The sequence below is a fragment of the Oceanobacillus sojae genome (genome assembly GCF_007991515.1).
Lineage (GTDB): Bacteria > Bacillota > Bacilli > Bacillales > Amphibacillaceae > Oceanobacillus > Oceanobacillus sojae.
In genome coordinates, this window is the sequence record NZ_BJYM01000014.1 from 68,288 (window position 1) to 94,141 (window position 25,854).

Here is a 25,854-nt window from a genome sequence, read left to right on the forward strand (position 1 = left end):
ATAATGCTATGCTATAGCCAAGATAATTAAAGGGGTGATTATATATGATTCTAAATGAATGGAAAGAATTTAATACGGATGCCGAATCGTATTCACAGGAAATTTTCGAACAACAAATCGGCGATGTTTTCGAGGCCATGTATATGGAAAAAGGTCACGACATACCAAATTATATCTGGACGAAGCATTATACCGTTATTATCAAGCCCAATACATGTGTCATAAACGATATATCTTTCTTTAAAGTCCCCCGCCACCCGTCAACATTGTAGAAATTTATTTTGGAATATCATGCTCAATATTTCACAAATTTATAATAAGGAGAGGTTACAATGATTACAAAAGAGAAGAAAAAACAAGCAATAACCGTTGAGGAAAGTATTAATAAACTGGTTAAAAATGCCCAGAAAGCATTAACAGAACTGCGAAAGCTAAACCAAAAGCAGATCGACCAAATTGTTAAAGAAATGGCGCTTGCAGGATTGGATCAGCATATGGAGCTCGCTAAATTAGCTGTTGAGGAAACTGGCCGCGGTGTGTATGAGGATAAAATCATCAAAAACATCTTTGCCACCGAATATGTCTATCATAATATCAAGTATGATAAAACGATTGGTATCATCAGCGAGAACGAGCAGGAAGGTATGGTGGAAATCGCCGAACCAATTGGTGTGATTGCCGGCGTAACACCTGTAACGAACCCGACTTCTACCACATTATTCAAGTCAATTATATCTATTAAAACGGGAAATCCTATTATCTTTGCCTTCCATCCTTCTGCACAAAAATGCAGTTCTGAGGCTGCAAGAATTGTACATGAAGCTGCTGTAAAAGCCGGGGCACCAAGAAATTGCATCCAGTGGATTGAGAAGCCGTCTATTGAAGCAACACAGGCACTCATGAAGCATGATGGTGTAGCAACAATCCTGGCAACAGGCGGCTCTGGTATGGTGAAGTCAGCATACAGCTCGGGGAAACCGGCGTTAGGAGTGGGAGCCGGCAATGTTCCCTGTTATATCGAAAAATCAGTGAACGTAAAGCGGGCAGTAAATGATGTGATTCTATCTAAATCATTTGATAATGGCATGATTTGTGCCTCTGAGCAAGCCATTATCATCGATCGAGAAATCTATGATCAAGTAAAACAGGAAATGATAGATAACAATGTATATTTCCTAAAACCGGAGGAAAAGGCAAAAGTAGAAAAGCTGGTCATCAATGAGAATACCTGTGCAGTGAATCCTGCCATTGTTGGCATGAAAGCTGTGAAAATTGCCGAAATAGCTGGTGTTCAAGTTCCTCAGGATACAAAAATTCTTGTCGCTGAATTAACTGGTGTGGGAGCCAATCATCCACTTTCCCGCGAGAAATTAAGCCCTGTTCTGGCAGCTTACAAAGTAAACAGTACCGAAGAAGGTCTCAAGCGCGCTGAGGAAATGCTGGAATTTGGAGGATTGGGACATTCAGCCGTACTTCATTCAGATAATCAAGCTATACAGGAGGCATTCGGCAAAAGAATGAAGGCAGGACGAATAATCTTGAATGCCCCATCCTCTCATGGAGCAATTGGAGATATCTATAATGCTTACCTGCCTTCATTGACGCTTGGATGCGGATCATATGGCGGCAACTCCGTCTCCACAAATGTAGGAGCAATGAATTTAATAAACGTTAAAAAAATGGCGAGAAGGAATGTGAATATGCAGTGGTTCAAGGTACCGCCTAAAATATATTTTGAAAAAAATGCTGTTCAATACCTGGCGAAGATGCCGAATATATCAAAAGCCTTTATCGTAACCGATCCAATGATGGTTGAATTAGGTTATGTAGACAAAGTACTCTATTATTTACGCAGACGCCCGGATTATGTACATTGTGAAATCTTCTCAGATGTAGAAGCAGATCCATCAAAGGACACCGTGATGCGCGGGGCAGCAGCAATAGATGCCTTCCAGCCGGATGTTATTATTGCACTCGGCGGCGGTTCAGCAATGGATGCTGCTAAAGGTATGTGGCTGTTTCATGAACATCCGGATACAGAATTTAATGGCTTAAAGCAAAAATTTATGGATATTCGTAAAAGGGTCTATAAATATCCGAAGCTGGGTCAGCAGGCACAATTTGTCGCTATTCCTACCACTTCCGGAACAGGATCTGAAGTGACTTCTTTCTCAGTTATTACCGATAAAGAAACCAATACAAAGTATCCATTAGCAGATTATGAATTAACGCCAGATGTAGCCATTATTGATCCGCAGTTTGTTATGACAGTACCAAAAGCCGTTACAGCAGATACAGGGATGGATGTACTGACCCATGCAATCGAGTCTTACGTTTCTAACATGGCAAACGATTATACCGACGGGCTTGCCATCAAAGCAATTCAGCTTGTATTTGAATATCTGCCTCAAGCGTATCGTGATGGCAGTAATGCTTTAGCAAGAGAAAAAATGCATAATGCCTCTACCATTGCCGGCATGGCATTTGCCAACGCATTTTTAGGTATTAACCACAGTCTGGCACATAAATTGGGAGCAGCATTCCATATTGCACATGGCCGCGCCAATGCTATTCTTTTACCGCATGTTATTAGATATAATGCTAAGAAACCGACAAAATTCGTGTCATTTCCTAAATACGAGCATTTTATCGCTGACATACGCTATGCAGAGATTGCAAGAGTACTAGGTTTACCAGCAGCCACAACTGAACAGGGAGTAGAAAGCTTAGTGCGGGCAATCTATCAGCTTGCTGAAGAATTGCATATTCCGATGAGTATTGCAGAAAATGGTGTTGATGAAAGAGAATTTGAGGCACAGGTAGATAAGCTTGCCGATCGTGCTTTCGAGGATCAATGTACTACGGCAAACCCTAAATTACCACTAGTAACTGAATTGGCCGACGTTTATCGCCAGGCTTATAAAGGATAATTTTTCATGTAAATACGTTATACAAAAACTCTTCGTTCTATTATAAATGGAGAGTTTTTGTATAGCTTTTTAAGAGAAATGTATTTAATAATTAAGTAATATTGCGAATTCTCCTAACAAATATTTTGAATCATGTTATAATTTTCTTTAGTAAAAGAAGGAGGTACCAGGCCAATGGTAAAAAATAAACTGAGAAAATCTTAAATTATTTTATTAACTATAGAATAAACATGTAGGTTTTCTCTTTCATAAAATTAATATAGAGAATAGAGGAGAACTAACATGCTAAATAAATTAAGTGATACAATTTATTATTTATCCAATCAGGATGATAAAGAGCGGCCAACATTGGGATTGGTGTGTGGTGAACAATACAGTTTAATCATAGATGCTGGTAATTCTGTTCAACATGCCAAAGACTTTTTAATAGAGATCGAAAAACTCGATGTACCTCCGGTTAAATACGTCGTTATTACCCATGGACATTGGGATCACTTTCTGGGTACGAACGAATTTGATGCAGCTGTTATCGTTAATAGCCGAACAAATGAAATCATAAAAGAATGGGAAAGTTACTCCTTTGATGATTATTCACTTCAAAAAAATGAAGGTATAAATGAGTTGGGTGATTTATTTATGGAGATTATAAAAACGATATGCCAGACAGGGATAATTTTAAGTTGAAATCTCCGGACATAATCTTTGAAAATACACTAACGATTGATCTAGGGAATAAAGTTTGTTTACTTGAAAGGATTAAAAGTACTCATACTGATGACTCTACAGTCATTTATATTCCTGATGAAAAAATTATTTTTTTAGGTGATTGCGCATATGGAAAAACCACCAATTCTTTATTTCATTACAAACAATCATTGTTATTGACTATGATTGAAGACATTACTAAATACAATGCTGAAATGTTCTTGCTTGGACATGAATCAATCTGTGATTTAAATGAAATGAATATATATTGGGAAGAGTTAACAACAGCAAATCGTGCTGTAAAATCTGCCTCACTCGAAGATGCTATAGAGTATTTTAAAGCAGATAATAAAAGAGAGCCTAATGATAATGAATTGTTTTTCATACAAGCATTTGTGAATGACCAAATTATTCAATCACAGTAATTTCCCAGGATACATTAATCAAATATAATCATTAGCCATCTCATTCATTTGAGATGGCTTTTTATTAGTCAATAATATTTAAAAAACGGGTAATTCTTTTACACTGCACATAATTGCAAACTCCATCTCTTTATTAATACCAATTAGTTCAACAACTGTTTGATTTGACTTAAATTCTTCTGATTTCTCAGCTACTTCAATACCCTTCAGCCTCATTTTCACTCTTTTTGATTTTTGTATGTTATAACATTTAAAAGTATGTTATATTTACTAAATATACTTGGGATAGTGTAAGAAAGGGGGCAAACAGATGAAACAAATTGAGGATTATATCAGTAAAAACCTGCAAACGATTCGGAAAGAACGAGGCTTGAGTTTAGATAAAACAGCGAAAATAACAGAAGTAAGCAAAGCTATGCTTGCACAAATAGAAAGAGGAGACTCTGTTCCGACAGTAACAACCCTCTGGAAAATCGCCAATGGTCTAAAAGTATCCTTTTCATCTCTGATCAGTCAACAGACAAATCCTATCAGAGTGATTAAAAAGCAAGACAGGCACCTGATTACAGAAGAAAAAAACCATTATAGAGTACATGCGGCTGTACCTTTTTCTCCGGAAAAGCAATTTGAAGTTTTTACGGTTGAGCTGGATCCTGAAAATGAACATAAATCATCTCCGCATAATCCAGGTGTTGAGGAGCATGTATTTGTACAAGATGGACAATTAGAAATGGATATTGACGGTACTGTTGAAACAATTGATGAAGGTGAAGCAATTATTTTTGACGGGAATCAAACTCATATCTACAGAAATATTGGAGACAAGGTGCTTCACCTTCTTGTATTAATCTATTATGCAAAATAAATAGTCTCCATTGCTTGAAAGCGAGTGAATAAAAAATGTCTTTAGAAAATCATCTATCAACATTGAAGTATGCCTTCCCAAAAACGCTGCCGATACTGGCCGGGTTTGCTTTTTTAGGCATTGCCTACGGTGTATACATGCATTCCTTAGGGTTTCAGCCAATCTATGCCATCTTAATGAGCATACTCATTTTTGCCGGCTCGATGGAATTCGTAGCTGGGAGTTTACTATTAGGTGCATTTAACCCGCTAAGTGCTTTTCTATTAACCTTAATGATAAACGCCAGACATCTTTTTTATGGTATCTCTATGTTAGATAAATATAAAGGAACAGGTAAGAAAAAGATTTATCTCATCTATGGTATGTGCGATGAGTCATTTGTGATTAACAATACCTCCCGCATACCTTCTAATATCGATAAGGGCTGGTTTATGTTCTATGTCACCTTGTTAAACCAAATCTATTGGGTCAGTGGTGCTACAATCGGCAGCTTGTTTGGCTCGATGATTACGTTTAATACGGAAGGCCTGGAATTTGTTATGACGGCACTATTTGTCGTTATCTTTTTAGACCAATGGCTGAAAGAGCGTAATCACATAAGTTCTGTAATAGGTATAGCCGCTTCCGTTTTATGTTTAATCCTATTTGGTACAGAACATTTTATTATTCCTGCTATGCTTATTATATTAATTTTTCTAACTTTAATAAAAAAATTCATCACAAAACATGAGGTGATTTCCTAATGATGACAATAACGCAGCAAATTATCATCGTCGCTTCTGTGGTTGCAGGCACTCTATTGACCAGATTCCTGCCTTTTATGATATTTAAATCCGATAAGCCTACACCAAAATACATTAAATACTTAGGATATGTCTTACCTCCGGCTGTATTTGGATTATTGGTAGTCTATTCTTTAAAGAACGTAACTGTCACATCATTGGCAGGCTTCCTGCCAGAACTTCTTGCCATTGGTTTGATTATTATCCTACATTGCTGGAGGCGGAGTATGCTGCTGTCTATTGCCGGCGGGACGATATTTTATATGTTTTTAGTACAGAGTGTGTTTTGATGCTGTATAGATACATTATAAAACGAAAAAAAATGAATTTCTTTTTAGGACAGAATTTTTTCTGATACGTTGAATATTTCCTTCAATGAACCAGGAAGGCTTACCTTCCTATTACTTTCAACAAAACATCTGTTTCTTCTCGGTCACACTTGTTCTAAACCCATCCCGTTTATACGAAAGCATTTTAGGGAATATATAGTTATATTCTCACTGAAAATAGACAATGAAATTTGGGAGGGTTGCAGCATGAAACATTTTACTGAGGATGAAAAGATAAAGATTTTATCTGACATTATAGCAATTAAATCTGTTAATGAAAATGAAATTGAAGTAGCAAATTACATAAAGGATTTATTCGCTGAATATGGTATTGAATCTAAAATTGTGCCAGTAACAGACTCTCGTGTTAACTTAGTCGCTGACATTGGCAGCGGAAGTCCGGTCATTGGTGTTTCCGGTCATATGGATGTCGTTTCTCCCGGTGATGAGAACGAGTGGACTTCAGATCCGTTCACATTGATAGAAAGAGACGGAAAATTATACGGCCGTGGAACGGATGATATGAAAGCAGGTTTAGTAAACCTTGTTTTAGTGATGATTGAACTCAAAGAAAATAATAAACTAAAGAATGGAACTGTCCGTTTTATGGCAACCACTGGAGAAGAAGTCGGCGGTGCGGGTTCTAAAAAATTATACGAAGAAGGCTATATGGATGATGTAAATTATCTATGGGTAGCCGAACCTTCTCATGACACAATTATTTACTCTCACAAAGGATCGCTTAACTTGCACATAACATCTATTGGTGAAGCAGCACACAGTTCTATGCCTGAACAAGGCTATAATGCGATTAATCCATTGATGAAATATCTATTAGAGTTAGACGAGAAATTGAATGGCGATGACCGTAAAAATGAGGTCCTGGGCAAATTGGTTATGAGTACAACTATTTTTAATGCCGGAAACCAAGTAAACTCCGTTCCAGATAAGGCAGCAGCTGAATTAAATGTGCGTACTATTCCGGAATTTGATAACGATGAAGTGATTGATTTATTCAACAAAACAGCTGATAAATTCAATAAAGAAGGCGCTCATATTGATATTGAAGTAACCATGTCATTACCTAGCGTTTTCTCTTCAAAGCATTCTAAGATGGTTAACCTTGCTAAAGAGATTGGTAAAAAACATCTAGGTTTAGAAATCTCAGTTAAAGGTTCACCCGGGGTGACAGATGCATCAAATTTATTACGGGGGAAAGATGATAACTTCCCGTTCATGATGTTTGGACCAGGTGAAACGAAAATGGCGCATAAAACAGATGAATATGTTTACAAAGATTACTACTTTGCATTCTTTGATATCTACAAAGAATTAATTTTAGGATTATCGAAATAAAGTGAAACCTCAATCAGTGGAGGTTTCGTTTCTTTCGTCCCTCACTTGTCCAAGAAACAAAGTTTAAGTTAGCAACGCCGCGGGATTGCAATACCAAAATTGGACTTGAATAAACCTTTAGTATAAAGAACCAAAATAATGTAGTCTCACTACTTGCTCAAACATTAACAAAAAAGTAGTGAGACTTTTATTTTATTAACTATTCTAAGTACTTAATCGTTTACCCTGCCACTTAAATTTGATGATACACCTCACTTTTTTTATCTACTCCCCTTCCACTTTTTTCTTGCCTTCTAAAGTGAACAAAAGAAACCGTACCTGCCAGGAAACACGTTCCCGCTAAAAAAATAAAGGCATATTTCATGGATAAATGCTCATAAATACTCCCGCTAATTATTGGAAAAACAGTCATACCCAGCGCGTAGACTGCTTGAAAGAAGCCCATTGCTGTAGAACGCTTTTGTTCAGGAATTGTTTGCATGGCACTGGAGGTCAGCAGTGAGAACAAAACCCCTGTACCTATACCAGGTATTAGCTGCAGGAGGCAAACCATCACGATTGAATCTGTCTGGGGAACTAATACACAGTAAACGCCGAGGAAAAGAAAGCTAAAACAAATCCATAGCTTAATAGACATCATTTCCAGGAATTTAGTGGAAGCTAACCTGGCAAAAACGACAGCTGAAAGCATATAAATAATAGACGATACACCGATGACCAGATTAGAACCGCCAAGCTCCTGGACAATCTGATTTGTAAAAGACATCGTGGTAGACATTTGCACACCCTGCTGCACTAATGCCAAACAGGAAAAAAGAACTAAATTTTTATTTGCTGTCACCTTGATTAATTCCTTGAAGGAAACCTTATTCATGTAATTAGATGGTTTGGTTGATCGAAGAAAGAAAGCGAGTACAAAGCCTATAAGTCCTGCCGCTAAGCTAAAAGCACAAATCATCATCATGCCGACTTTATCATAGAGGAGCGTACTGGTTACAAAGCCAAGCAGCATACCGGCATTATTAGCCATAATAATCCTGCTGGTTGCCCGTATCTGATCATTTTGGGAGAAAAAGCTCATATAGAGAATCATAAAAGAAATCCAGGTCGCACTTGCTGTTCCGGATAAAATATTACCGAGGAAAAAACCGATACCATCTGGCAGCAAAATCCTGCTTAAAGAGGCACCGCCCGCAAATAAAGAACCAAATAGGATAAACAGCTTGTGATTGCTGCTAAGATCTGCCAAAATACCTGCGGGAAGCCGGAGCATAAGCTGGGAAATGCCGTATGCACCAATAATAGCTCCTACCAGGTTACTGGAAATGTTCGCCAAAATTAGATACGTAGTTTGATAGGGAATGTAAACATATTGGGCGAACCAGAAGCATACAACAATCCATAAAATCAATGATGCCTGCTTTTTCTGTGTATTACTCATCTTTTTCATTACTCCTTCTTTTTGCAGTAAAATGTTTCCAAATAAATATTGAGAAAATTCAAGGTTCACTGAGCATATCCGGTCCCCTTTTCTCGTGTTTTTTATTGGATTACCAGTAGTTTTCCTGCTTTTTCAGCCGCTTTAAAACAAAGATTTTTCAGTACAATCTCCATTTTCAAAGTTCTAATGCAGTATCATATCCTAAGATTAAAATTTGCACAAGTGTCATTTATTTCTTATTTCTTCACAGAAAAAAGATTTAAAAAACGCTTGCATCAAAAAAGAAAGCGTGTTAACATATGTGCAAAGCAAAATACCGGAATACATTTGACGTGTTACTGATAATGCAGGCAAGATCAAATGTACACTTTAATAATCATGGGGAAAACTATGCTTTTTTTCCATGAGGTTAAATGTGTACGTTTGGTCTTTTTTTGTGTCAATATGTGTTCTTTACATTTTATCCGTTGGCCAGTGGATTAATTTATAGCGAGGGAGAAAAAGACATGAACTATCAACAGGTGGCGCAGGACATTTTAAACAATGTGGGCGGAAAAGAAAATGTTTCCGGATTAACCCACTGCTATACACGTTTGCGTTTTACTTTATACGACACAGAAAAAGCAAACAAGGCAAATTTAGAAAAGATGGACGAGGTTATCTCGGTCGTAGAGAATAGCGGACAGTATCAGGTTGTTATTGGAAATAAAGTGGCTGAAGTACATGACCAAATTCAACTTCTTTTAGGTGATTTAAACAAAACGAAAGAAAAGAAAGAAGAGAGTAAAGGGTCTATCGGAAGCCGGATTTTAAATACATTTACATCCATATTTATTCCGATTATCCCGGCCATTGCTGCATCCGGAATGCTGAAAGGAATTCTGGCTCTTGCAGTTATGATTGCCGCTTATTACTGGAATGTGGATATTAAAGAATATAATACGTATCAGATACTGGATGCGACTTCCAATGCTTTATTTTACTTCTTCCCAATTATGATTGGTTATGTAGCGGCGAAGGTATTTAAGGCAAATGAATTAATTGCAATGGTGCTGGCAGCAACTCTATGTTACCCTGATCTGGTTGAAATAATGACTGGAGATGCAGCTGTTACCTTTTTGGGTCTTCCTGTAACATTAGCAAATTACACATCAACAGTTATCCCAATCATTATTGCAGTATTTATCATGGCGTATGTACAACGCTTTTTCGAACGTATTACACCAGAAGTTTTAAAAATTATTATGGTGCCAACTTTTACTCTATTAGTAATGGTACCAGCAACCTTAATTATTTTCGGTCCTATCGGAATTCACTTAGGTAACTTCATAAACTGGCTGTACTATATCATTATGGATATCAGCCCAACATTATTAGGTGCTTTTATTGGCGGAATCTGGTGTGTTCTTGTTATATTTGGTGCTCACAAAGCAATCCTGCCAATTGGAATTAATGATGTAGCACAAACTGGTCAGCAGAATCTATTGGCATTTGCAGGAGCTGCTAACTTTTCACAGGCGGGAGCTGCTGCGGGAGTCTTTTTGAAAACAAAAAATAAGAAATTAAAAACGTTATCTGCAACAGCAACCGTAACAGCCCTTTTCGGAATTACCGAGCCCGCCATTTACGGCGTTAACCTCCGTTTGAAAAAGCCGATGATTTATGCGGTTATCAGCGGAGCGATAGGCGGCGGTCTGATGGGCTGGGGCGGATCCTATGGTACAGCCTTTGCCAACCAGGGATTTTTAACCATTCCCGTCTATATTGAAGCAGGTACAAAAGCGTTCCTATGTTATATTATTGGTATTGCGATTGCCTTCTTTGGAGCTGCTGCTATGACGATGTTATTTGGTTTTAAAGATATTCCTGAAGAGGAGGATGCAACAGATGAAGGTTTTGATGAGAGCAATGAGGATACTCCAAATACAGTAACAGATACAGAAGTAACTATTCCTTCACCAGTCCAAGGAAAGCTGATTCCATTGTCTGAAGTAAAGGATGAAGTTTTCGCATCAGGCGCATTAGGAGAAGGAGCAGCGGTTTACCCGATTGCAGGTGAGGTAGTAGCGCCAGCCGACTGTAAGGTATCCGTTCTCTACCCAACATTACACGCGATCGGGCTGCAGCTCGAAAATGGTGCTGAATTATTAATTCATATAGGCTTTAATACCGTCGAATTAAATGGTGAAGGTTTTGAAGCCCATGTAAACGCTGGTGATGAGATAAGTAAAGGAACGAAAATTGTCTCATTTAATATAGAAGAAATAGAAGCAAAAGGATATGATCTCACCACCCCGATGGTTGTCACCAATTCTTCGCAGTTTCAAGGTGTTTCCATTGTAGAAAGCAATTAGGATAGAACTGCTTGATAAATAATTATTAAAAAATATATAGGAGTGATGATAATGACAAACTATTTCAGCAAAGATTTCTGGTGGGGAGCTTCCTCCTCCGCCTTTCAGGTTGAAGGAGCATGGAACGAGGATGGCAAAGGTAAAACGGTAGCTGATTATAATGCTTTCCAAAAATCAGATGTACAAGCAGATACCAGAGTTGCCAGTGATTTCTACCATAACTATAAAGAAGATATTCTTTTAATGAAGGAACTTGGGTTAAAAGCTTACCGCTTCTCTATTTCCTGGGCGAGAATTATTCCAGATGGAGACGGAGAAGTGAATCAAAAGGGAATAGATTTCTATAATAACGTGATTGATTTCTTATTAGAGAATGATATTATTCCATTTGTAACGCTGTATCATTTTGACCTCCCATTTGCCCTTGTTGAAAAGTACAATGGCTGGGAAAGCCGTGATTGTGCTTTCGCTTTTGAAAAGTTTGCTAAAACCTGCTTCGAAGTTTTCGGCGATCGTGTAAAGCATTGGCAGGTGCACAATGAACAAAATCTTATGATTCGTGTTGATATCCGCATGAATATGTACGATGTGCCAAGTGAACAGGCTGAAAAAGTAAGAGCACAAATGGATTATCATATGTTTTTAGCACATGCACTTGCTACCAACGCTTGCCGTGACATGCTTCCAGGCGCACAAATCGGACCGGCGGTATCTTCTACAATGACCTATCCAAGCTCAAACCGCCCAGAAGATGTATGGGCAGCCAGAATGAATGATAATTTCAAAACGAATTATGCCTTGGAAATGTATTGTTTCGGTGAGTATCCGGGATACTATAAAGAATATCTTAAGAAATGTGATATTTATCCGGAAACAAAACCAGAGGATGAAGAAATTTTAAAAGCTTCGAAGCCGGATTATATTGCCGTAAACTATTACCGTACTTTAGTAGCCAGCTATCTTCCTGCAGATGAAGCTCATCCATTCGGAACGAAAGTAAATGATATTGATTTCGACTTATATGGATACTTTAAAATTGAGAAAAACCCGAATCTCGAAGTAACAGATTACGGAATTCAAGTAGATCCGACAGGACTAAGACTACTACTCAACGACTACTATGAAAAGTACCGTTTGCCAATGATTATCACCGAAAATGGCTTAGGAACTGGCGATCAGTTAACAGAAGATGGTAAAATACATGATGACTACCGTATTGACTACCTGAGAGATCATATTGCTGCTTGTAATGATGCCATTTCAGATGGTGTCGAGCTGTTTGGGTATTGCCCATGGTCTGTTATGGACCTGCTAAGCTCCCGCCAAGGCTTTATGAAACGCTATGGTCTGGTTTATATAGACAGAGAAGATTTTGATCTCAAAGAATTACGCCGAATTAAGAAGGATAGTTTTTACTGGTATCAGGATGTTATTAAAAATAACGGATTAAATTAATCAGCAAAGGAATAGGAACGTGGCCATGCAGATCGTAAAAGTGATGAACAATTCCTTAGTATTGGCAATCAATGATTCTGGAAATGAATACATTTTAATGGGCAAGGGAATCGGATATAAGAAATCAATTGGCTGCAAGATTCAAGATTCTGAAATAGAGAAAACATTTATCCTAAAAGACAAAACGATTTTGAAGAACTTTATACAGCTTGCAAGTGAGCTGGATGATACGTATTTTAATCTTGTGAAAGAAATCATTGAATTTGCAACAAAAGAATATGATATGGAAGTAATGGATTACTTATACCTGTCGCTGTCCGATCATATCTCTTTTGTTGTCCGCCGATTTCATGAAGGAAACCTTGGAGAGAAATTTAACTATGTCGAGATTGTGAAATATTATCCAAAGGAATATTCAATTGGTAAATTCGCAGTAAACCTGATTAATCAAACAATGGAAATTGAGCTTCCTGAAAGTGAAGCCTCTGCCATTGGGATGCATTTTGTCAATGCACGTTTAAATTCAGAATCCTATAATGAAGAAACGCAAATCACCAGATTGATTGATCATATTGAAGCAATTGTTCAAAGAAAATCCAGTGCCAATTTCGATAAAGCAAGTCTTTCCTACACAAGATTTATTACACATCTAAAGTTTTTTGCTGAAAGAATCATAAAAAATCAAATTTTTAAAGACACAGATACAGACATACTGTTTGACCAATTAAGTCAATCGATGCAGCTGGAGAATAAGATTATTGAAAGCATTACGCATTTTATAAAACAAAAATATAGTATTGATTTAAGCCGGCAGGAAAAAATTTATTTAATTATCCATATAAACCGGATATTAAGAGATGAACCTGGTAAATCATAACTGCTGTTATAAAAATAACCTCAAAGGTGCCTTAGCCTTTGAGGTTATTTTTATAAATTCGCAAATACTTATTCCGCTTCGCCGACAACTGTAAAGCGCTCATTTATATGCTTTGAATTTTCAATTTCGTCTAATACCGCAATAGCATAGTCTGCATAGCTGATGTAGCTGTCACCTTTTGAATTAACTAGAAGATTATCTTTTCCAGTTTGATAAGAGCCGGTTCTTTTTCCTTCCGCATCAAATACTGCAGAAGGGCTGATAAATGTCCACGTAATATCAGAAGTCTTTTGTAATTCCTGTAAGTTTCGTCCCTGTCCTTTAGCAGTCGGGACAAATGCATCTGGAAAATCAGGAGTTTCCACCAACGTAACTGTCTGGTCTTCATCGACATAAAGGCTTCCAGCTCCACCTACAATAATTGCTCTGGCATTCGTTCCTTTTAATGCATCAATGAATGCATGTCCAGCATCAACATGAGCCTGTTCTTCACCAAGAGGTGCACCAAAGGCGTTAACAACTGCTTCAAACTCCTTCAAATCCTCAGATGTTAGATCAAATATACTTTTCTCTATAACTGCAACATTTTTCTCTTCAAGCTTTGAAGCATTTCTTACGATGGCAGTCACTTCATGTCCACGACTTACCGCTTCTTTTAAAATAAAATTTCCTGCTTTACCACTTGCTCCAATAATAGCAATCTTCATTTTATTATCCCCTTTAAGAAATATCATTTGTAACTATGCTAATTACATGTAACTATCATAGTTACAACTAGAATTTTTGTCAATATTTTAATACTATGCCCCTTATTCACGGCTATTAAAATAGGAATACGCTTGTAATAATATTGGTTACAGGTGTATGATTGGAATACATCGATTTATAATATGAAAGGTGAGAAGCATGTCCATTAGCAGTCGATTTTCTGTAGGTATTCATATATTAGCTCTCATTGAGATAAATAAAAATGGCACAAGCACTTCTGAGTTTTTAGCAGGAAGTGTCAATACAAATCCAGCTGTAATCAGGAAGATTATAGGGATGCTTAAAGGAGCAGGATTAGTAAAAGTCCAGCCTGGGATTGCAGGAGCTGAACTTGCAAAGAATTTATCCGATATAACATTGTTTGATGTTTATAAGGCAGTAAATGTTGTACAGGAAAAAGAGTTATTTTCCGTGCATGACAATCCAAATCCCGATTGCCCCGTGGGAAGGAATATTCAAGCAGCTATTGTACCAGTGTTTGAAGCTGCTCAAAAAGCATTGGAGAAGTCTCTCGGAAATGTATCGGTTGAAAATGTTGTAGATGATATTATCAAAAAAGAAAATATAAGTTAGACGGCATTCGCTGCTTGAATGTCGTTTTTTATTTACTATTGGCTAGAGCCCTAGGGAATAAACAATTCTCTGCACAATATAAAGGCATCCGCAGCTCAACAAGATGCTTCCGTTCATGTCCACACCTCATTATTTTTATTCACTTATACCTAAACGGATTTCCTCAGATTCCTCTAAAAATTCACCAATCAGAGTTATTACCGAGCCGGCAGTTTGTATCCAGCTTCCCGCCACTCCAAGCTGTCCTTGATTTATGCTGTTTCCATACAGCACTTGAACACCGCTTAAGGCCTGCAGAGCATTTCCAATACCTTGTAACAAATTCCCAATGATATTCTCTGCTCTGCCCTCCTCTGTATTATCAAAAAATTCATCTGCAAGTGCGGTAAAGCTTCCTAATGCCTGAATCCAATTTCCTGAAATAATTATTTTTTGTTCTGTTTCTGTATCAGATGTGCCATAAAGCAGCAGTCCGGTAATAACCGTTGAATTACCGGCAGCCTGCATATTATCCCCAAGTCTTTCAAGCGAAGGTCCACCCTGCCCATCAGCTGATAAGGCGCTTCCCAATGCCTGTAGTACATTTCCTATCAATCTCCATTGATAGCTTTGGTTTTGATTTAAATGAAATTGTGGTGTACTGCCAATAGCTGCTTGTATTGTGCCAATTGTTGAGAGAGAATTACCAAGTATTTCTTTCCAATGGTTGTTCATATGTAAGTCATCCTCGCTCATATTGGTTCTGATTATTGTATTCTTTCTTCAGCGATTCGTGACCAATAATAAATACAACAGAAAATGAATTTCGGTATACTTAGCTTCAAAATCATATTACTGGACAGAAACGTTGAATTGATTCAGGATTATCCTAAAAGTATTAAATTGATAAGGGAGAGGAGTTGACACTTGTGTGCAATACATTACGAGAAGAAATACAAGTAAAATTGCAGAATGGGGATTACCATTGTGAGAAGGAAATGACACTTTCTATCTTCAGCGGTAAATGGAAGGTAGTTATTTTATGGCACTTGGGAGTCGAGGGACCTCATCGTTTTAATGACATGCAACGGCTTTTTAAAAATATTTCTCATAAGACGCTTTCCAATCAATTAAAAGAATTAATGGAGGACGGTGTGATTAGCCGCAAAGTTTATCCAGAGAGCCCGCCTAGGGTAGAGTATTCCATGACAGAACTGGGGTATACATTATTACCTATCATTGAGATGATGTATGACTGGGGGAAAATGCGGATTGAGCAACTAAAAAATGAAGGGCTCATCAGTTAGAATTAATTGAAAAATAACATAACGGCCAGATTCTCGATCTGACCGTTATTTTTAAATTAATTATTTAATAGCTTTAGTGCCTCTCTGTTAAAGGCTGGCAAATCGTCAGGAGTACGGCTTGTAACCAAATTCTTGTCAACGACAACTTCTTCATCTTTTACACTTGCTCCTGCATTTTTTAAGTCTTTTCTGACAGAAACAAAGCTTGTTAATTCCCTGCCTTTTAATAAATCCGTTTCCACTAAAAACTGAGGACCGTGACAAATTGCAAATACGGGCTTATCAGCTTCCATAAATGCTCTTGCGAAGTCACCATTTTTTGGATTAATACGGAGTAAGTCTGGAGAGAATCCACCCGGCACTAATAATGCATCATAGTCACTTGCTTTCACTTCTTCAATTCCTTTATCAGCTTTTAATTCCTCTCCATTTTTACCTTTAATTATCTTACCTGCTTCATCACTAATGACGTCTACTGTATGACCTGCATCCTTATAAGCTTTTACAGGACCTGTTAATTCTATCTCTTCTACCATATCTGTAACAATTGCTGCAATGTGTTTTGCCATTTCATATTCCTCCTTCATTAGTTTATATTTATGGTATCAAATATTCCCGGGCCTGTGAAGAACGCACTTTTGGGAGCGCAGGTTACTTATAGGTAACTATTGATGCTATACAGCTAGTTTCAAGGATTATTATACCTTTCCCTTTCAATATCAACTATCAAGAAAGATAGTAACCAAATCATACGGCGGTTTGGCCACTTGATTATGTATACGATTATTACTTTGTCTTTATAGAACATTCATAAACAGTGTCTCCAAAAGCCCTCACATCGTTGAGATAATCGTATCCTTCCGACGAACCATAACGGTTGAACATTCTTACTGCAACTACATTTTCCTCAGGAATGACGAGCAGCGTTACATTTGTATAACCAAGTAATTGATAAGAACCTTTAGGAACACTATCACCTATTTGGTTAAAAGGATGGTTCGTGTCTTTTATAAACCATAAAAATCCATTCTTATGAATAGGAAGATTGGTATTCGGAGTCTGAATGGATGTTGCCATTTGAATAATTTCTTTAGGAATAATTTGTTTTCCTCCCCATTTCCCTTCTTTTAAATGAAGGTATCCCCATAAGGCCAGCTCTTTTGCAGACACATACATATTCATTCCGGAACCATCTACCATATCCATCTCCGTCCAAAAGACGTTATCAGTATCTCGAATAGTATCAGAAATTTTTGAATGAGGCTGGCTCATCTTAATCCATTCTGTCGATTGGAAGCCGGCCGGATTAATCACCTGCTCTTTTACAATATCAGCTACGGATTTCCCTGTTGTTTTTTTGATAATCGTTGCCAGCAATTCGATACTTGGACCTCTGTATGCCCATGATGAACCAGGTTTATATTCACTTACTAATTTACCATCCTCTATTTTAAGTCCATGTGTATGGGTTAATAAATGACGAATGGTTACAACCTCATATGGGGACGGGGATGGGGATACATGGGAATCTTCAACAAATTTTTGAATCGAGTCATCAATGGAAAAATAGCCATGATATATCGCATAAGCAGCTGCAAATCCAATATAAGTCTTTCTTACAGATGCAATATGAAATTGCGTATCTGCTTTAACATCCCGAGCATGTTTCGTACTCGATTGTTTACCAAAATAAGACTCTGTTACAATTTTTTCGTTATGGATAATAAATAGAGCACCACCACTGGAACCCAGCTTTTTAGCACTTTCTTTTACATGAGTATGTACATCTTCAAACAAGCTTGCGCATTCATTTTTTAATAGCATTTTATCCACTCTCCTTTAAAAATAAAGAAAGTGCCCCCACTATGATTGGAGGCACTGCGCAACATTACTGTTTTTAACCATTAAGGACACCAACATAAGTTATCTCACTTATATCACCTGTATAATTATTGTGAGTGTATCATAACACAATTATTTTGGCAATAATCTGTTAATAAATCAAAAATCGTGTACACTTTAGTTATAACTTGTTTTAGATAATATTATATTAATTTACTTGGTTTTGTTATTTCAGCACACCCCTCAACCAACTTTAATCCCAAAAGCAATCCATCTGCCATCTATATCTTCAATTACAAATTCTTTATTATTGTAATCTGTATCATTTAAGGAATGGACTATCTTCACACCAGAGCGGATCATTTCTTCTTGAAGCTCTTCTTGATTTTTTGTAATAAAGTAAGCATCGTATCCATAACCATATAAGTCTCTATTCGGAATTGCCTTTTGTCCATTAGTTTTGATTAGAATTATCTCTGTTGTATCACGATACAAACAGATATGGGGTTCATCCACATTCAAATAATGAACAGCCTTAAATCTTAATTTCTGTTCATAAAAATTTGCAGTTTTTATGATATCCTTTGTTGGAAATATACAATGTGATTCTATTAAAAGGCTCTTCATTTTCTATCTCCTTAAATATTGTTTAGTTTTTTATTCATTGTTGATCCGAAGCATACAGACGTATATCAAATGGTTAAACGTACCATTGGTGACTCCTAAAGTAATTAGAATTCCTATTCTAATTAGAATACAACCAAATCAAGTTATCAAATAAAATAAGGAATATAGTATAAAAAACTAAATAATATTCCAAGAGTAGAAAATAAATAAATTCCTATTAAAACCGGATTAAGTCTTAACCTAAAAACTTTGACTTTATAATCTGTTCCACCTTGATACCTATCTGAGACTTGCTGATTATTTCCATTGTAATTACCAAAATAAGAAATAATCCAAGTCAGGCATAATATTAAAAAGCATGTAACAAAGAGCGTATCAATAAAAGAGAAATGGTATATCACAGTTATTGCTAAGATCAATAGTAATTGAATAATCATTGTTATCAATATCATTATTACTTTTCTCACTTTAGTTTCACCCTATTCTTTTCAAGTTTACCTGCAATATAATCCCATAAGAAAGTAATGGAAACTAACTAACTGCGCATTCATAAAGAATCCACATTTAAAGAAAATATGGCTGAGATAATAGAATAATAAATAAGCCCATAAAATCCAAAATAGGTTGAATTTTTTCATTACAGAAAAATCTAATAACTTTGTATACAATTTTCTTGTCGATTTATAGAGGAAGCTAATCAAAATAATAAGAAATGCTGAAACTATTTTAATAATGCTTAGATTAAGTAATAAGCAGTATTTAAAATACCCCCTGCCCCAGTATTTTTATATTCATCATGCACCTCATATTTGTTAGTGAACAATCTAATTATACCTATTTTAGAGAATATTTCCAATATAATTTTATTGCAAAAATATAAATCGGAGCAAATTTCTTTGATCTTTTATAGAACTGGACTAATCGTTATTGTATTCTCTTTACCTTTAGAAGCTGTAAAGCGTGCACCTGTTTCTGCTCTCATTGCAAATAAAAAAGCACTTCCCAAATAAATGAGAAGTGCCATAAACATTGATATAACAACGATATTAACGTTTTGAGAACTGAGGAGCACGACGTGCTTTTTTAAGACCATACTTCTTACGCTCTTTCATACGAGCATCACGAGTAAGGTATCCTTCAGTTTTAAGTGATCCACGATATTCTGGATCTGCCTGTAACAATGCACGTGCGATTCCGTGACGGATTGCACCTGCTTGACCAGTGAATCCACCGCCGTGTACATTTACAAGAACGTCATAAGTTCCTTGAGTTTCTGTAGTAGCAAGCGGCTGATTCAAGATTAGTAATTGTGTTTCATATGGAAAATAGTCTCTAGCATCGCGACCATTAATTGTAATGTTTCCTGTACCGGGTACTAGACGTACGCGGGCAGTTGACTTTTTACGGCGTCCTGTGCCGTAGTATTGTACTTGTGCCAATTCATTTACCTCCCTTTAATTATCCACGAAGTTCGTAAGCTTCTGGTTTTTGAGCCTGATGGTTGTGCTCAGCGCCTCTATATACATACAATTTCTTCTTCATTTTACGTCCTAAAGGTCCTTTTGGAAGCATTCCTTTGATTGCAACTTCAAGCATTTCTTCAGGATATTTCGTACGCATTTCGTATGCGTTACGAGCTCTCAATCCACCTGGATGATGGGAATGATTGTAGTACATTTTGTCATTGATTTTGTTCCCTGATAATTCAATTTTATCTGCATTGATGATAATTACATAATCACCAGTGTCTGCATGTGGTGTGTACGTAGGTTTATGTTTACCACGTAAGATAGCAGCTACTTCGCTTGCTAAACGTCCTAAACGTTGCCCTTCCGCATCCACAACTAGCCATTTGCGTTCGATATTTGCTTCATTTGCCATGAAAGTTGTGCGCATAATTTTTTCCCTCCATATATCAATCATTCTTTACTATTCGTAATCATATTTTTATTCTTAACATAATTAGATTCCGGGGCTAATCATGGTTTAGAAATAAAATGCCATATATCATCTTATATCTTTCAAGACCAAAAGTCAAGCCTAGTACGAAAGTAATTTAAAAAAATCTCGTTTTTTATTTCTCTTTTTCATTCAATCTTCAAAATGCTTCTCTTCCGTCTGCTCATGATAGCTTACTTCCCATAAATACAGTCCATTTGGAGAAATTGTCTTGCCGAGCTTCCCTCTTTCTTTTGCGGCTAAAAGCACCGGTATATCCTCTGGATTACGTTTCCCAACTCCTACATCCAGCAGCGCGCTGACCATGATCCGCACCATGTTGTATAAAAAGCCGCTCCCACGAAAAATAAATTCAATATCATTTCCTTTTTTCCTGCAGGAGGCATGATACAATGTCCGCACTTTTGAGCCTTTCACAGTCGATTTCGCAGAAGAGAAGGTAGTAAAGTCATGTGTGCCCTCTAAATACTCACAGGCAGCCTGTATGGCCTCTATATTGAGGCTTTTGGGAAAATACAATGCATAGTTCTGGCGGAATACGTCCGGTTCGTCCCTGTTTAAAACCATATAATGATACTCTTTCTGCTTCACACTATAACGGGCATGAAATGAATCACTGACCTGCTCGACATGAGATATATGGACATCATCAGGCAAGAGTGTATTGATAGCCTGCTTCCAATTATGCTCAGGAATCGTTAGAGGCGTATCAAAATGAATAACCTGGCCGACTGCATGGACTCCTGTATCCGTCCTTCCTGATGCTTGAATCCGGATCGCTTCCCCCTTATGGATTTTTGCTAAGGCTTTTTCCAGCATACCCTGGACAGTCCGCTGCCTGGGCTGTACTTGAAAGCCGGCAAAGCCTGAACCATCATAAGAAATCGTGCATTTTAACCTTTCCATTTGTACAGTTCCTTTCCTTCCATTACTGTCTTAAGACAAACAACGCCACAAGCATCAGTACAAAACCGGTTAAAACCAGAATATCCTTTGTACCTACATGTAATTCACGGAGCTTGCTTCTTCCTTCCCCGCCTTGATAGCCGCGGGCTTCCATCGCCATTGCCAGATCCTCAGCGCGTTTAAATGCACTGACAAACAACGGAACCAGCAGTGGAATAACTGCCATCACCCGATCCTTGACAGGTCCTGTCCGAAAATCTACGCCCCGGGCCGCCTGCGCGCGGGATATTTTATCCGTTTCCTGCATCAGTGTTGGAATGAAGCGCAAGGAAATAGACATCATCAATGCCAGCTCATGAACAGGGAACTTAATCTTTTTCAGTGGGTGAAGCATTTCCTCCATCGCGTCGGTAATTTCAATCGGCGTTGTTGTTAATGTTAATAAAGAAGTCGTCAGGATCAGCAGGAAAAAGCGTAAGGAAATCGCAAAACCCTGGATAACTCCACCGCTATAAATCTTAATAAATCCCCAATCAACTAAAAGATTCCCTTCATTTGTAATAATTAAATGCAGGATAAATGTAAAAATAATTAAAAACCAGACGGGCAACAGTCCTTTTAGAATAAATCGCAGCGGTACCCGTGAAATAAGTACACAGAGCACCGAAAATGCCGTTAACAAGCTATATGTTGGTACATTATTTGCAAAGAATACAATAATAACAAAGAAAAAAACTACCGTAATTTTCGTTCTTGGATCCAGCCGATGAATAAGGGAGTTTCCAGGAACATACTGGCCAATAATCAGAGCATTATTCATGAGACCCCACCTCCAGCCGCTTCTTGATCTCTTTTGCTAACTCCGGCATGGGTTGATATTGATAGGTTAAAGAAGTGCCAAAACGCTCATTATACTGGTTTAGAAAGTGAATGACCTCCGGGAGTCCTAATTGTACCTCCTGCAGCTTCTCTGCTTGTTTAAACACGTCAAGCGGATGACCCTCCATATATTTTTGTCCTTTATTTAAGATAATAATTTTATCTGCATAAGCCAGTGCATCCTCCATACTATGTGTCACTAATACCGTTGTCAGATTTTGCTCCTGATGCAGCTGATAAAACATATCCATAATTTCACGTTGTCCACGTGGATCAAGTCCCGCAGTCGGCTCGTCCAGCACAAGAACTTGCGGAGCCATTGCCAGCACTCCTGCAATAGCGACTCGCCGCTTCTGTCCGCCACTTAAATCAAATGGGGAACGCTCTAATATTTCCTTTGGCAGACCGACAGCAGGAAGAAGCTTCTCTATCCTACGATCGATTTCCTCCTGCTCTACGCCAAAATTCTTTGGTCCAAAGGCGATATCTTTGGCAACTGTCTCTTCAAATAACTGATGCTCCGGATATTGAAAAACGACACCGACTTTTCTTCTTAAATCACGGATATTCTTTGGCTTCCCGTCTGCACTCAGATGGAAATCACCAATGTTTATCTCTCCCCTGCTCGGAAGGCTCAGTCCATTGAGATGCTGAATGAGTGTTGATTTCCCTGAGCCGGTATGACCGATAACCGCCACAAACGAACCAGAATTTACCGTAAAGGAGATGTGCTCAAGGGCTTTATGGGCAAAAGGTGTATTCTCTTGATAAATATAACTTACATCTTTGAATTGAATTTCCATAATTCCTCCAACAACTCTTCGTGGTTTAATGCTGCTTCTTTTAATGGAACTCCCTGCTTCCTCAGCTCATCGGTTAATTGGGCAACAAATGGCACATCCAGCCCAATTTCACGTAATTCTTCCCGCTGTAAAAAAAGCTCTCTTGGCGTTGTTTCCTCCCAGATTTGCCCCTTATTCATGACAATCACACGGTCTGCCTGAACAATTTCCTGCAGGTCATGCGTTATGGTAATCAGGGAAAGCCCTTCTGATTCCTGAATATCATTCACCGTGTGCATAATTTCTTTTCTGCCTGTCGGGTCGAGCATAGCAGTTGCCTCATCCAAAATTAATACCTTAGGAGCTATTGCTAAGACACTGGCAATGGCTACACGCTGCTTTTGTCCACCAGATAGACGGTGCGGCTCTGTTATTAAGTAATCCTGCATACGTACAGCAGATAAGGTGCGCTGGATTCTCTCTCTCATCTCCTCTCTGGGTATGCCTCTGTTTTCCATACCAAATGCGACATCATCCTGAACTGTTGCACCAACAAATTGATTATCTGGATTTTGAAAGACCATCCCTACATCTTTCCGTATATCCCAGACAGTATCATCATCTACTCTCTTGCCATCAACAATGATTTCCCCGTCCTTTGGCATTAGCAGTCCATTAAGCAGCTTGGCAATGGTTGATTTTCCAGAGCCATTATGACCGATAATAGCAACCCACTCACCTTCATAGATATCAAAAGAGACTTGATTTAACACAAGTGCTCCTTCTTCTTCATATTGAAAGGAAACATTTTTAAACTCTACTAGCTTTTTTCTATCCATCCAGACACCCCCTTCTCCTGTTTTTTCTATTATGTAATTTGCTTTATCTATTATGGTTATTTTATCGATTTTATTTGATGAAAGAAAGTATTTGTTATAAATAAATGTTTTATTATTGCTATTGAAAAATAAAATTAATAGTATATATCTAGCGGAAGAAATACACGGAGACTCCTGTGGGAATGCGCAGTGTGAAGACCCCGCAGAAAAAAGTGAACTTCTTTTTTTCGAGGAGGCTGAGGACAAGCCCACGGAAAGCGTAGTGTATTTCTGTAGCGGCAATTATCAACTTCACTTGCCCTCTGAACTCTCTTCGTAAAAATCATATAATTTTTCAATACAAAAAAAGGGCTTGGATAACCTCTGAGAGAGATTGAGTCCTGCCCCTTGCCGTTTTAGTAATTAAACCAACTCAATGATTGCCATTTTAGCGCCATCGCCTTGGCGTTCACCAAGTTTAAGAACGCGTGTATATCCACCTTGTCTATCTTCATAGCGCGCAGCAACATCATCAAATAATTTTTGAACTACGTTGTTTTCTTCATCCGCTTCTTTGTTGTATAAAAATGCTGCAGCTTGACGGCGTGCATGTAAATCGCCACGCTTTCCAAGAGTAATCATTTTATCTACAATCGATCTTAACTCTTTCGCTTTTGCTTCTGTTGTTTCAATGCGTTCATGAATAATTAAATCAGATGCAAGGTTGCGAAGAAGAGCCATACGACTATCTGTTGTACGTCCTAATTTTCTAGCCACGGACTATCCCTCCCTTTTCGAAACTCTACAGGTGACTGGTTTATCAGTCATCATCTCGAAGACCTAATCCTAGATCCTCTAATTTTACTTTTACTTCTTCTAATGATTTACGTCCTAAATTACGAACTTTCATCATATCTTCTTCAGATTTATTTGCAAGCTCTTGAACGGTGTTGATACCAGCACGCTTCAAGCAGTTGTAAGAACGAACAGAAAGATCAAGCTCTTCAATGGTCATTTCCATTACTTTTTCTTTTTGATCTTCTTCTTTTTCAACCATAATTTCCACGTTCTGTGCTTCATCCGTTAAGCCGACAAAAATATTCAAATGCTCCGTAATAATTTTCGCGCCTAGAGAAACAGCTTCTTCAGGGCGAATACTACCGTCAGTTGAAACATCCAATGTCAGTTTATCATAATTAGCAATTTGACCTACACGTGTGTTCTCTACCTGATACGTAACACGTGATACTGGTGTGAAAATCGAATCAATTGGGATAACGCCAATCGGTTGATCATCAAACTTGTTTTCATCTGCCGGACGATAACCGCGACCTCTTTCAGCAGTTAACTTCATATGAAGGTTAGCTTTACTGTTTAATGTAGCAATATGAAGCTCTGGGTTCATCACTTCTACATCACTATCATACGTTAAGTCTGCAGCTGTTACGACTCCTTCACCTTGAACATCAATTTCTAATGTTTTCGGCTCATCAGAGTAGATTTTAAGTGCAAGTTTTTTCAAGTTAAGAATGATAGTTGTTACATCCTCCACAACCCCGTCAATCGTTGAAAATTCATGCAGTGCTCCGTCGATGTGAACGGTTGTCACAGCAGCACCTGGTAGTGAGGATAGTAAGATACGACGCAAGGAGTTTCCAAGTGTGGCACCATATCCACGTTCTAGCGGTTCAACTACGAATTTACCAAAAGTAGCATCATCGCTAATTTCAAGCGTTTCAATTTTTGGCTTTTCTATCTCGATCATTTAACAAACCCTCCTTTAAAACGTCGAAACCCCGGCTAGACCACAAAGTCTAACCGAAATTCCTCAAATAGGCAGTTGGCGTTTCTGCTCTACCTAAAAATCTTTCGTACGAACTGTCTTTGGAATCTGT

Annotated in this window: 27 protein-coding genes; 12 read left to right on the top strand and 15 right to left on the bottom strand. The window is 37.8% G+C overall.

Going from position 1 to position 25,854, the window contains the following annotated elements:
- The first annotated feature begins 332 nt into the window (after positions 1–332).
- The 3 genes from adhE to OSO01_RS23770 all read left to right on the top strand — a co-directional run bounded on the left by adhE (position 333) and on the right by OSO01_RS23770 (position 4,060).
- Positions 333–2,930 carry a bifunctional acetaldehyde-CoA/alcohol dehydrogenase gene (gene adhE / locus OSO01_RS16160; protein ID WP_147211506.1) on the top strand — a complete coding sequence of 866 codons (2,598 nt, stop codon included), beginning with the start codon at positions 333–335 and terminating at the stop codon, positions 2,928–2,930.
- Positions 2,931–3,212: 282 nt separating this feature from the next.
- Entirely contained in the window at positions 3,213–3,614 is a 402-nt protein-coding gene (locus OSO01_RS23765) for an MBL fold metallo-hydrolase (protein WP_246145189.1), read from the top strand.
- Entirely contained in the window at positions 3,587–4,060 is a 474-nt protein-coding gene (locus tag OSO01_RS23770; RefSeq protein ID WP_246145190.1) for an MBL fold metallo-hydrolase, read from the top strand. The genes OSO01_RS23765 and OSO01_RS23770 overlap by 28 nt, the downstream gene beginning before the upstream one ends.
- A gap of 78 nt (positions 4,061–4,138) precedes the next feature.
- On the opposite strand, the gene OSO01_RS23430 is transcribed toward OSO01_RS23770, so the two are convergent.
- The gene (locus OSO01_RS23430; protein WP_156988018.1) at positions 4,139–4,276 is read right to left on the bottom strand and encodes a hypothetical protein; all 138 of its coding nucleotides are present in this window, start codon (positions 4,274–4,276) and stop codon (positions 4,139–4,141) included.
- Positions 4,277–4,370: 94 nt separating this feature from the next.
- Here OSO01_RS23430 and OSO01_RS16170 point away from each other — a divergent pair, with 94 nt between their 5' ends.
- From OSO01_RS16170 to OSO01_RS16185, 4 genes are all read left to right on the top strand, one after another.
- Positions 4,371–4,925 carry a helix-turn-helix domain-containing protein gene (locus OSO01_RS16170; RefSeq protein WP_147211507.1) on the top strand — a complete coding sequence of 185 codons (555 nt, stop codon included), beginning with the start codon at positions 4,371–4,373 and terminating at the stop codon, positions 4,923–4,925.
- Between the two features lie 35 nt (positions 4,926–4,960).
- Positions 4,961–5,668 carry an AzlC family ABC transporter permease gene (locus tag OSO01_RS16175; RefSeq protein ID WP_147211508.1) on the top strand — a complete coding sequence of 236 codons (708 nt, stop codon included), beginning with the start codon at positions 4,961–4,963 and terminating at the stop codon, positions 5,666–5,668.
- Positions 5,669–5,670: 2 nt separating this feature from the next.
- Positions 5,671–5,997 (top strand): branched-chain amino acid transporter permease, encoded by a 327-nt coding sequence (locus OSO01_RS16180; protein ID WP_147211563.1) that lies wholly within the window; start codon positions 5,671–5,673, stop codon positions 5,995–5,997.
- A 246-nt stretch (positions 5,998–6,243) separates the two neighbouring features.
- The gene (locus OSO01_RS16185; RefSeq protein ID WP_147211509.1) at positions 6,244–7,392 is read left to right on the top strand and encodes an ArgE/DapE family deacylase; all 1,149 of its coding nucleotides are present in this window, start codon (positions 6,244–6,246) and stop codon (positions 7,390–7,392) included.
- A gap of 232 nt (positions 7,393–7,624) precedes the next feature.
- Here OSO01_RS16185 and OSO01_RS16190 read toward each other — a convergent pair whose 3' ends face one another.
- Positions 7,625–8,833 (bottom strand): MFS transporter, encoded by a 1,209-nt coding sequence (locus OSO01_RS16190; RefSeq protein WP_198048738.1) that lies wholly within the window; start codon positions 8,831–8,833, stop codon positions 7,625–7,627.
- A 506-nt stretch (positions 8,834–9,339) separates the two neighbouring features.
- On the opposite strand from OSO01_RS16190, the gene OSO01_RS16195 reads away from it, so the two are divergent.
- Genes OSO01_RS16195 through OSO01_RS16205 form a run of 3 tightly spaced genes read left to right on the top strand, consistent with a single transcriptional unit; the run spans position 9,340 to position 13,519 of the window.
- Entirely contained in the window at positions 9,340–11,187 is a 1,848-nt protein-coding gene (locus OSO01_RS16195; RefSeq protein ID WP_147211510.1) for a beta-glucoside-specific PTS transporter subunit IIABC, read from the top strand.
- 51 nt (positions 11,188–11,238) lie between these two features.
- Complete coding sequence (locus OSO01_RS16200) at positions 11,239–12,642, top strand: glycoside hydrolase family 1 protein (protein WP_147211511.1); 1,404 nt, start codon at positions 11,239–11,241, stop codon at positions 12,640–12,642.
- Positions 12,643–12,667: 25 nt separating this feature from the next.
- A complete protein-coding gene (locus OSO01_RS16205) occupies positions 12,668–13,519 on the top strand; it encodes a PRD domain-containing protein (RefSeq protein WP_147211512.1) in 852 nt (283 codons plus the stop codon).
- 68 nt (positions 13,520–13,587) lie between these two features.
- Here the strand turns inward: OSO01_RS16205 and OSO01_RS16210 are convergent, their stop codons facing one another.
- Positions 13,588–14,226 carry an NAD(P)-dependent oxidoreductase gene (locus tag OSO01_RS16210; RefSeq protein ID WP_147211513.1) on the bottom strand — a complete coding sequence of 213 codons (639 nt, stop codon included), beginning with the start codon at positions 14,224–14,226 and terminating at the stop codon, positions 13,588–13,590.
- Positions 14,227–14,425: 199 nt separating this feature from the next.
- Between OSO01_RS16210 and OSO01_RS16215 the strand changes: the two genes are divergently transcribed.
- Positions 14,426–14,860: an Rrf2 family transcriptional regulator gene (locus OSO01_RS16215; RefSeq protein WP_147211514.1), complete on the top strand. Its 435-nt coding sequence runs from the start codon at positions 14,426–14,428 to the stop codon at positions 14,858–14,860.
- A 135-nt stretch (positions 14,861–14,995) separates the two neighbouring features.
- Here the strand turns inward: OSO01_RS16215 and OSO01_RS16220 are convergent, their stop codons facing one another.
- Positions 14,996–15,574 (bottom strand): DUF6944 family repetitive protein, encoded by a 579-nt coding sequence (locus tag OSO01_RS16220; RefSeq protein WP_147211515.1) that lies wholly within the window; start codon positions 15,572–15,574, stop codon positions 14,996–14,998.
- Between the two features lie 194 nt (positions 15,575–15,768).
- On the opposite strand from OSO01_RS16220, the gene OSO01_RS16225 reads away from it, so the two are divergent.
- Positions 15,769–16,146: a winged helix-turn-helix transcriptional regulator gene (locus OSO01_RS16225; protein WP_147211516.1), complete on the top strand. Its 378-nt coding sequence runs from the start codon at positions 15,769–15,771 to the stop codon at positions 16,144–16,146.
- Between the two features lie 56 nt (positions 16,147–16,202).
- Here the strand turns inward: OSO01_RS16225 and OSO01_RS16230 are convergent, their stop codons facing one another.
- The 11 genes from OSO01_RS16230 to OSO01_RS16280 all read right to left on the bottom strand — a co-directional run bounded on the left by OSO01_RS16230 (position 16,203) and on the right by OSO01_RS16280 (position 25,724).
- Positions 16,203–16,715: a type 1 glutamine amidotransferase domain-containing protein gene (locus tag OSO01_RS16230; protein ID WP_147211517.1), complete on the bottom strand. Its 513-nt coding sequence runs from the start codon at positions 16,713–16,715 to the stop codon at positions 16,203–16,205.
- Between the two features lie 217 nt (positions 16,716–16,932).
- Positions 16,933–17,970 carry a serine hydrolase domain-containing protein gene (locus OSO01_RS16235; RefSeq protein ID WP_147211518.1) on the bottom strand — a complete coding sequence of 346 codons (1,038 nt, stop codon included), beginning with the start codon at positions 17,968–17,970 and terminating at the stop codon, positions 16,933–16,935.
- 261 nt (positions 17,971–18,231) lie between these two features.
- The gene (locus tag OSO01_RS16240; protein ID WP_147211519.1) at positions 18,232–18,615 is read right to left on the bottom strand and encodes a VOC family protein; all 384 of its coding nucleotides are present in this window, start codon (positions 18,613–18,615) and stop codon (positions 18,232–18,234) included.
- 1,046 nt (positions 18,616–19,661) lie between these two features.
- Positions 19,662–20,054 carry a 30S ribosomal protein S9 gene (rpsI, locus tag OSO01_RS16245; protein WP_077605094.1) on the bottom strand — a complete coding sequence of 131 codons (393 nt, stop codon included), beginning with the start codon at positions 20,052–20,054 and terminating at the stop codon, positions 19,662–19,664.
- A 19-nt stretch (positions 20,055–20,073) separates the two neighbouring features.
- Complete coding sequence (rplM, locus tag OSO01_RS16250) at positions 20,074–20,511, bottom strand: 50S ribosomal protein L13 (protein ID WP_077605095.1); 438 nt, start codon at positions 20,509–20,511, stop codon at positions 20,074–20,076.
- Between the two features lie 195 nt (positions 20,512–20,706).
- Entirely contained in the window at positions 20,707–21,480 is a 774-nt protein-coding gene (truA, locus tag OSO01_RS16255; protein WP_147211520.1) for a tRNA pseudouridine(38-40) synthase TruA, read from the bottom strand.
- Between the two features lie 22 nt (positions 21,481–21,502).
- Positions 21,503–22,300 (bottom strand): energy-coupling factor transporter transmembrane component T family protein, encoded by a 798-nt coding sequence (locus tag OSO01_RS16260; RefSeq protein ID WP_147211521.1) that lies wholly within the window; start codon positions 22,298–22,300, stop codon positions 21,503–21,505.
- Entirely contained in the window at positions 22,293–23,162 is an 870-nt protein-coding gene (locus OSO01_RS16265) for an energy-coupling factor ABC transporter ATP-binding protein (protein ID WP_147211522.1), read from the bottom strand. Before OSO01_RS16265 ends, OSO01_RS16260 begins: the two co-directional genes overlap by 8 nt.
- The gene (locus OSO01_RS16270; RefSeq protein WP_147211523.1) at positions 23,138–23,980 is read right to left on the bottom strand and encodes an energy-coupling factor ABC transporter ATP-binding protein; all 843 of its coding nucleotides are present in this window, start codon (positions 23,978–23,980) and stop codon (positions 23,138–23,140) included. The genes OSO01_RS16265 and OSO01_RS16270 overlap by 25 nt, the downstream gene beginning before the upstream one ends.
- A 402-nt stretch (positions 23,981–24,382) precedes the next feature.
- Positions 24,383–24,736 (bottom strand): 50S ribosomal protein L17, encoded by a 354-nt coding sequence (gene rplQ, locus OSO01_RS16275; RefSeq protein ID WP_147211524.1) that lies wholly within the window; start codon positions 24,734–24,736, stop codon positions 24,383–24,385.
- Between the two features lie 43 nt (positions 24,737–24,779).
- Positions 24,780–25,724 (bottom strand): DNA-directed RNA polymerase subunit alpha, encoded by a 945-nt coding sequence (locus tag OSO01_RS16280; RefSeq protein ID WP_077605101.1) that lies wholly within the window; start codon positions 25,722–25,724, stop codon positions 24,780–24,782.
- Between the last annotated feature and the right edge of the window lie 130 nt (positions 25,725–25,854).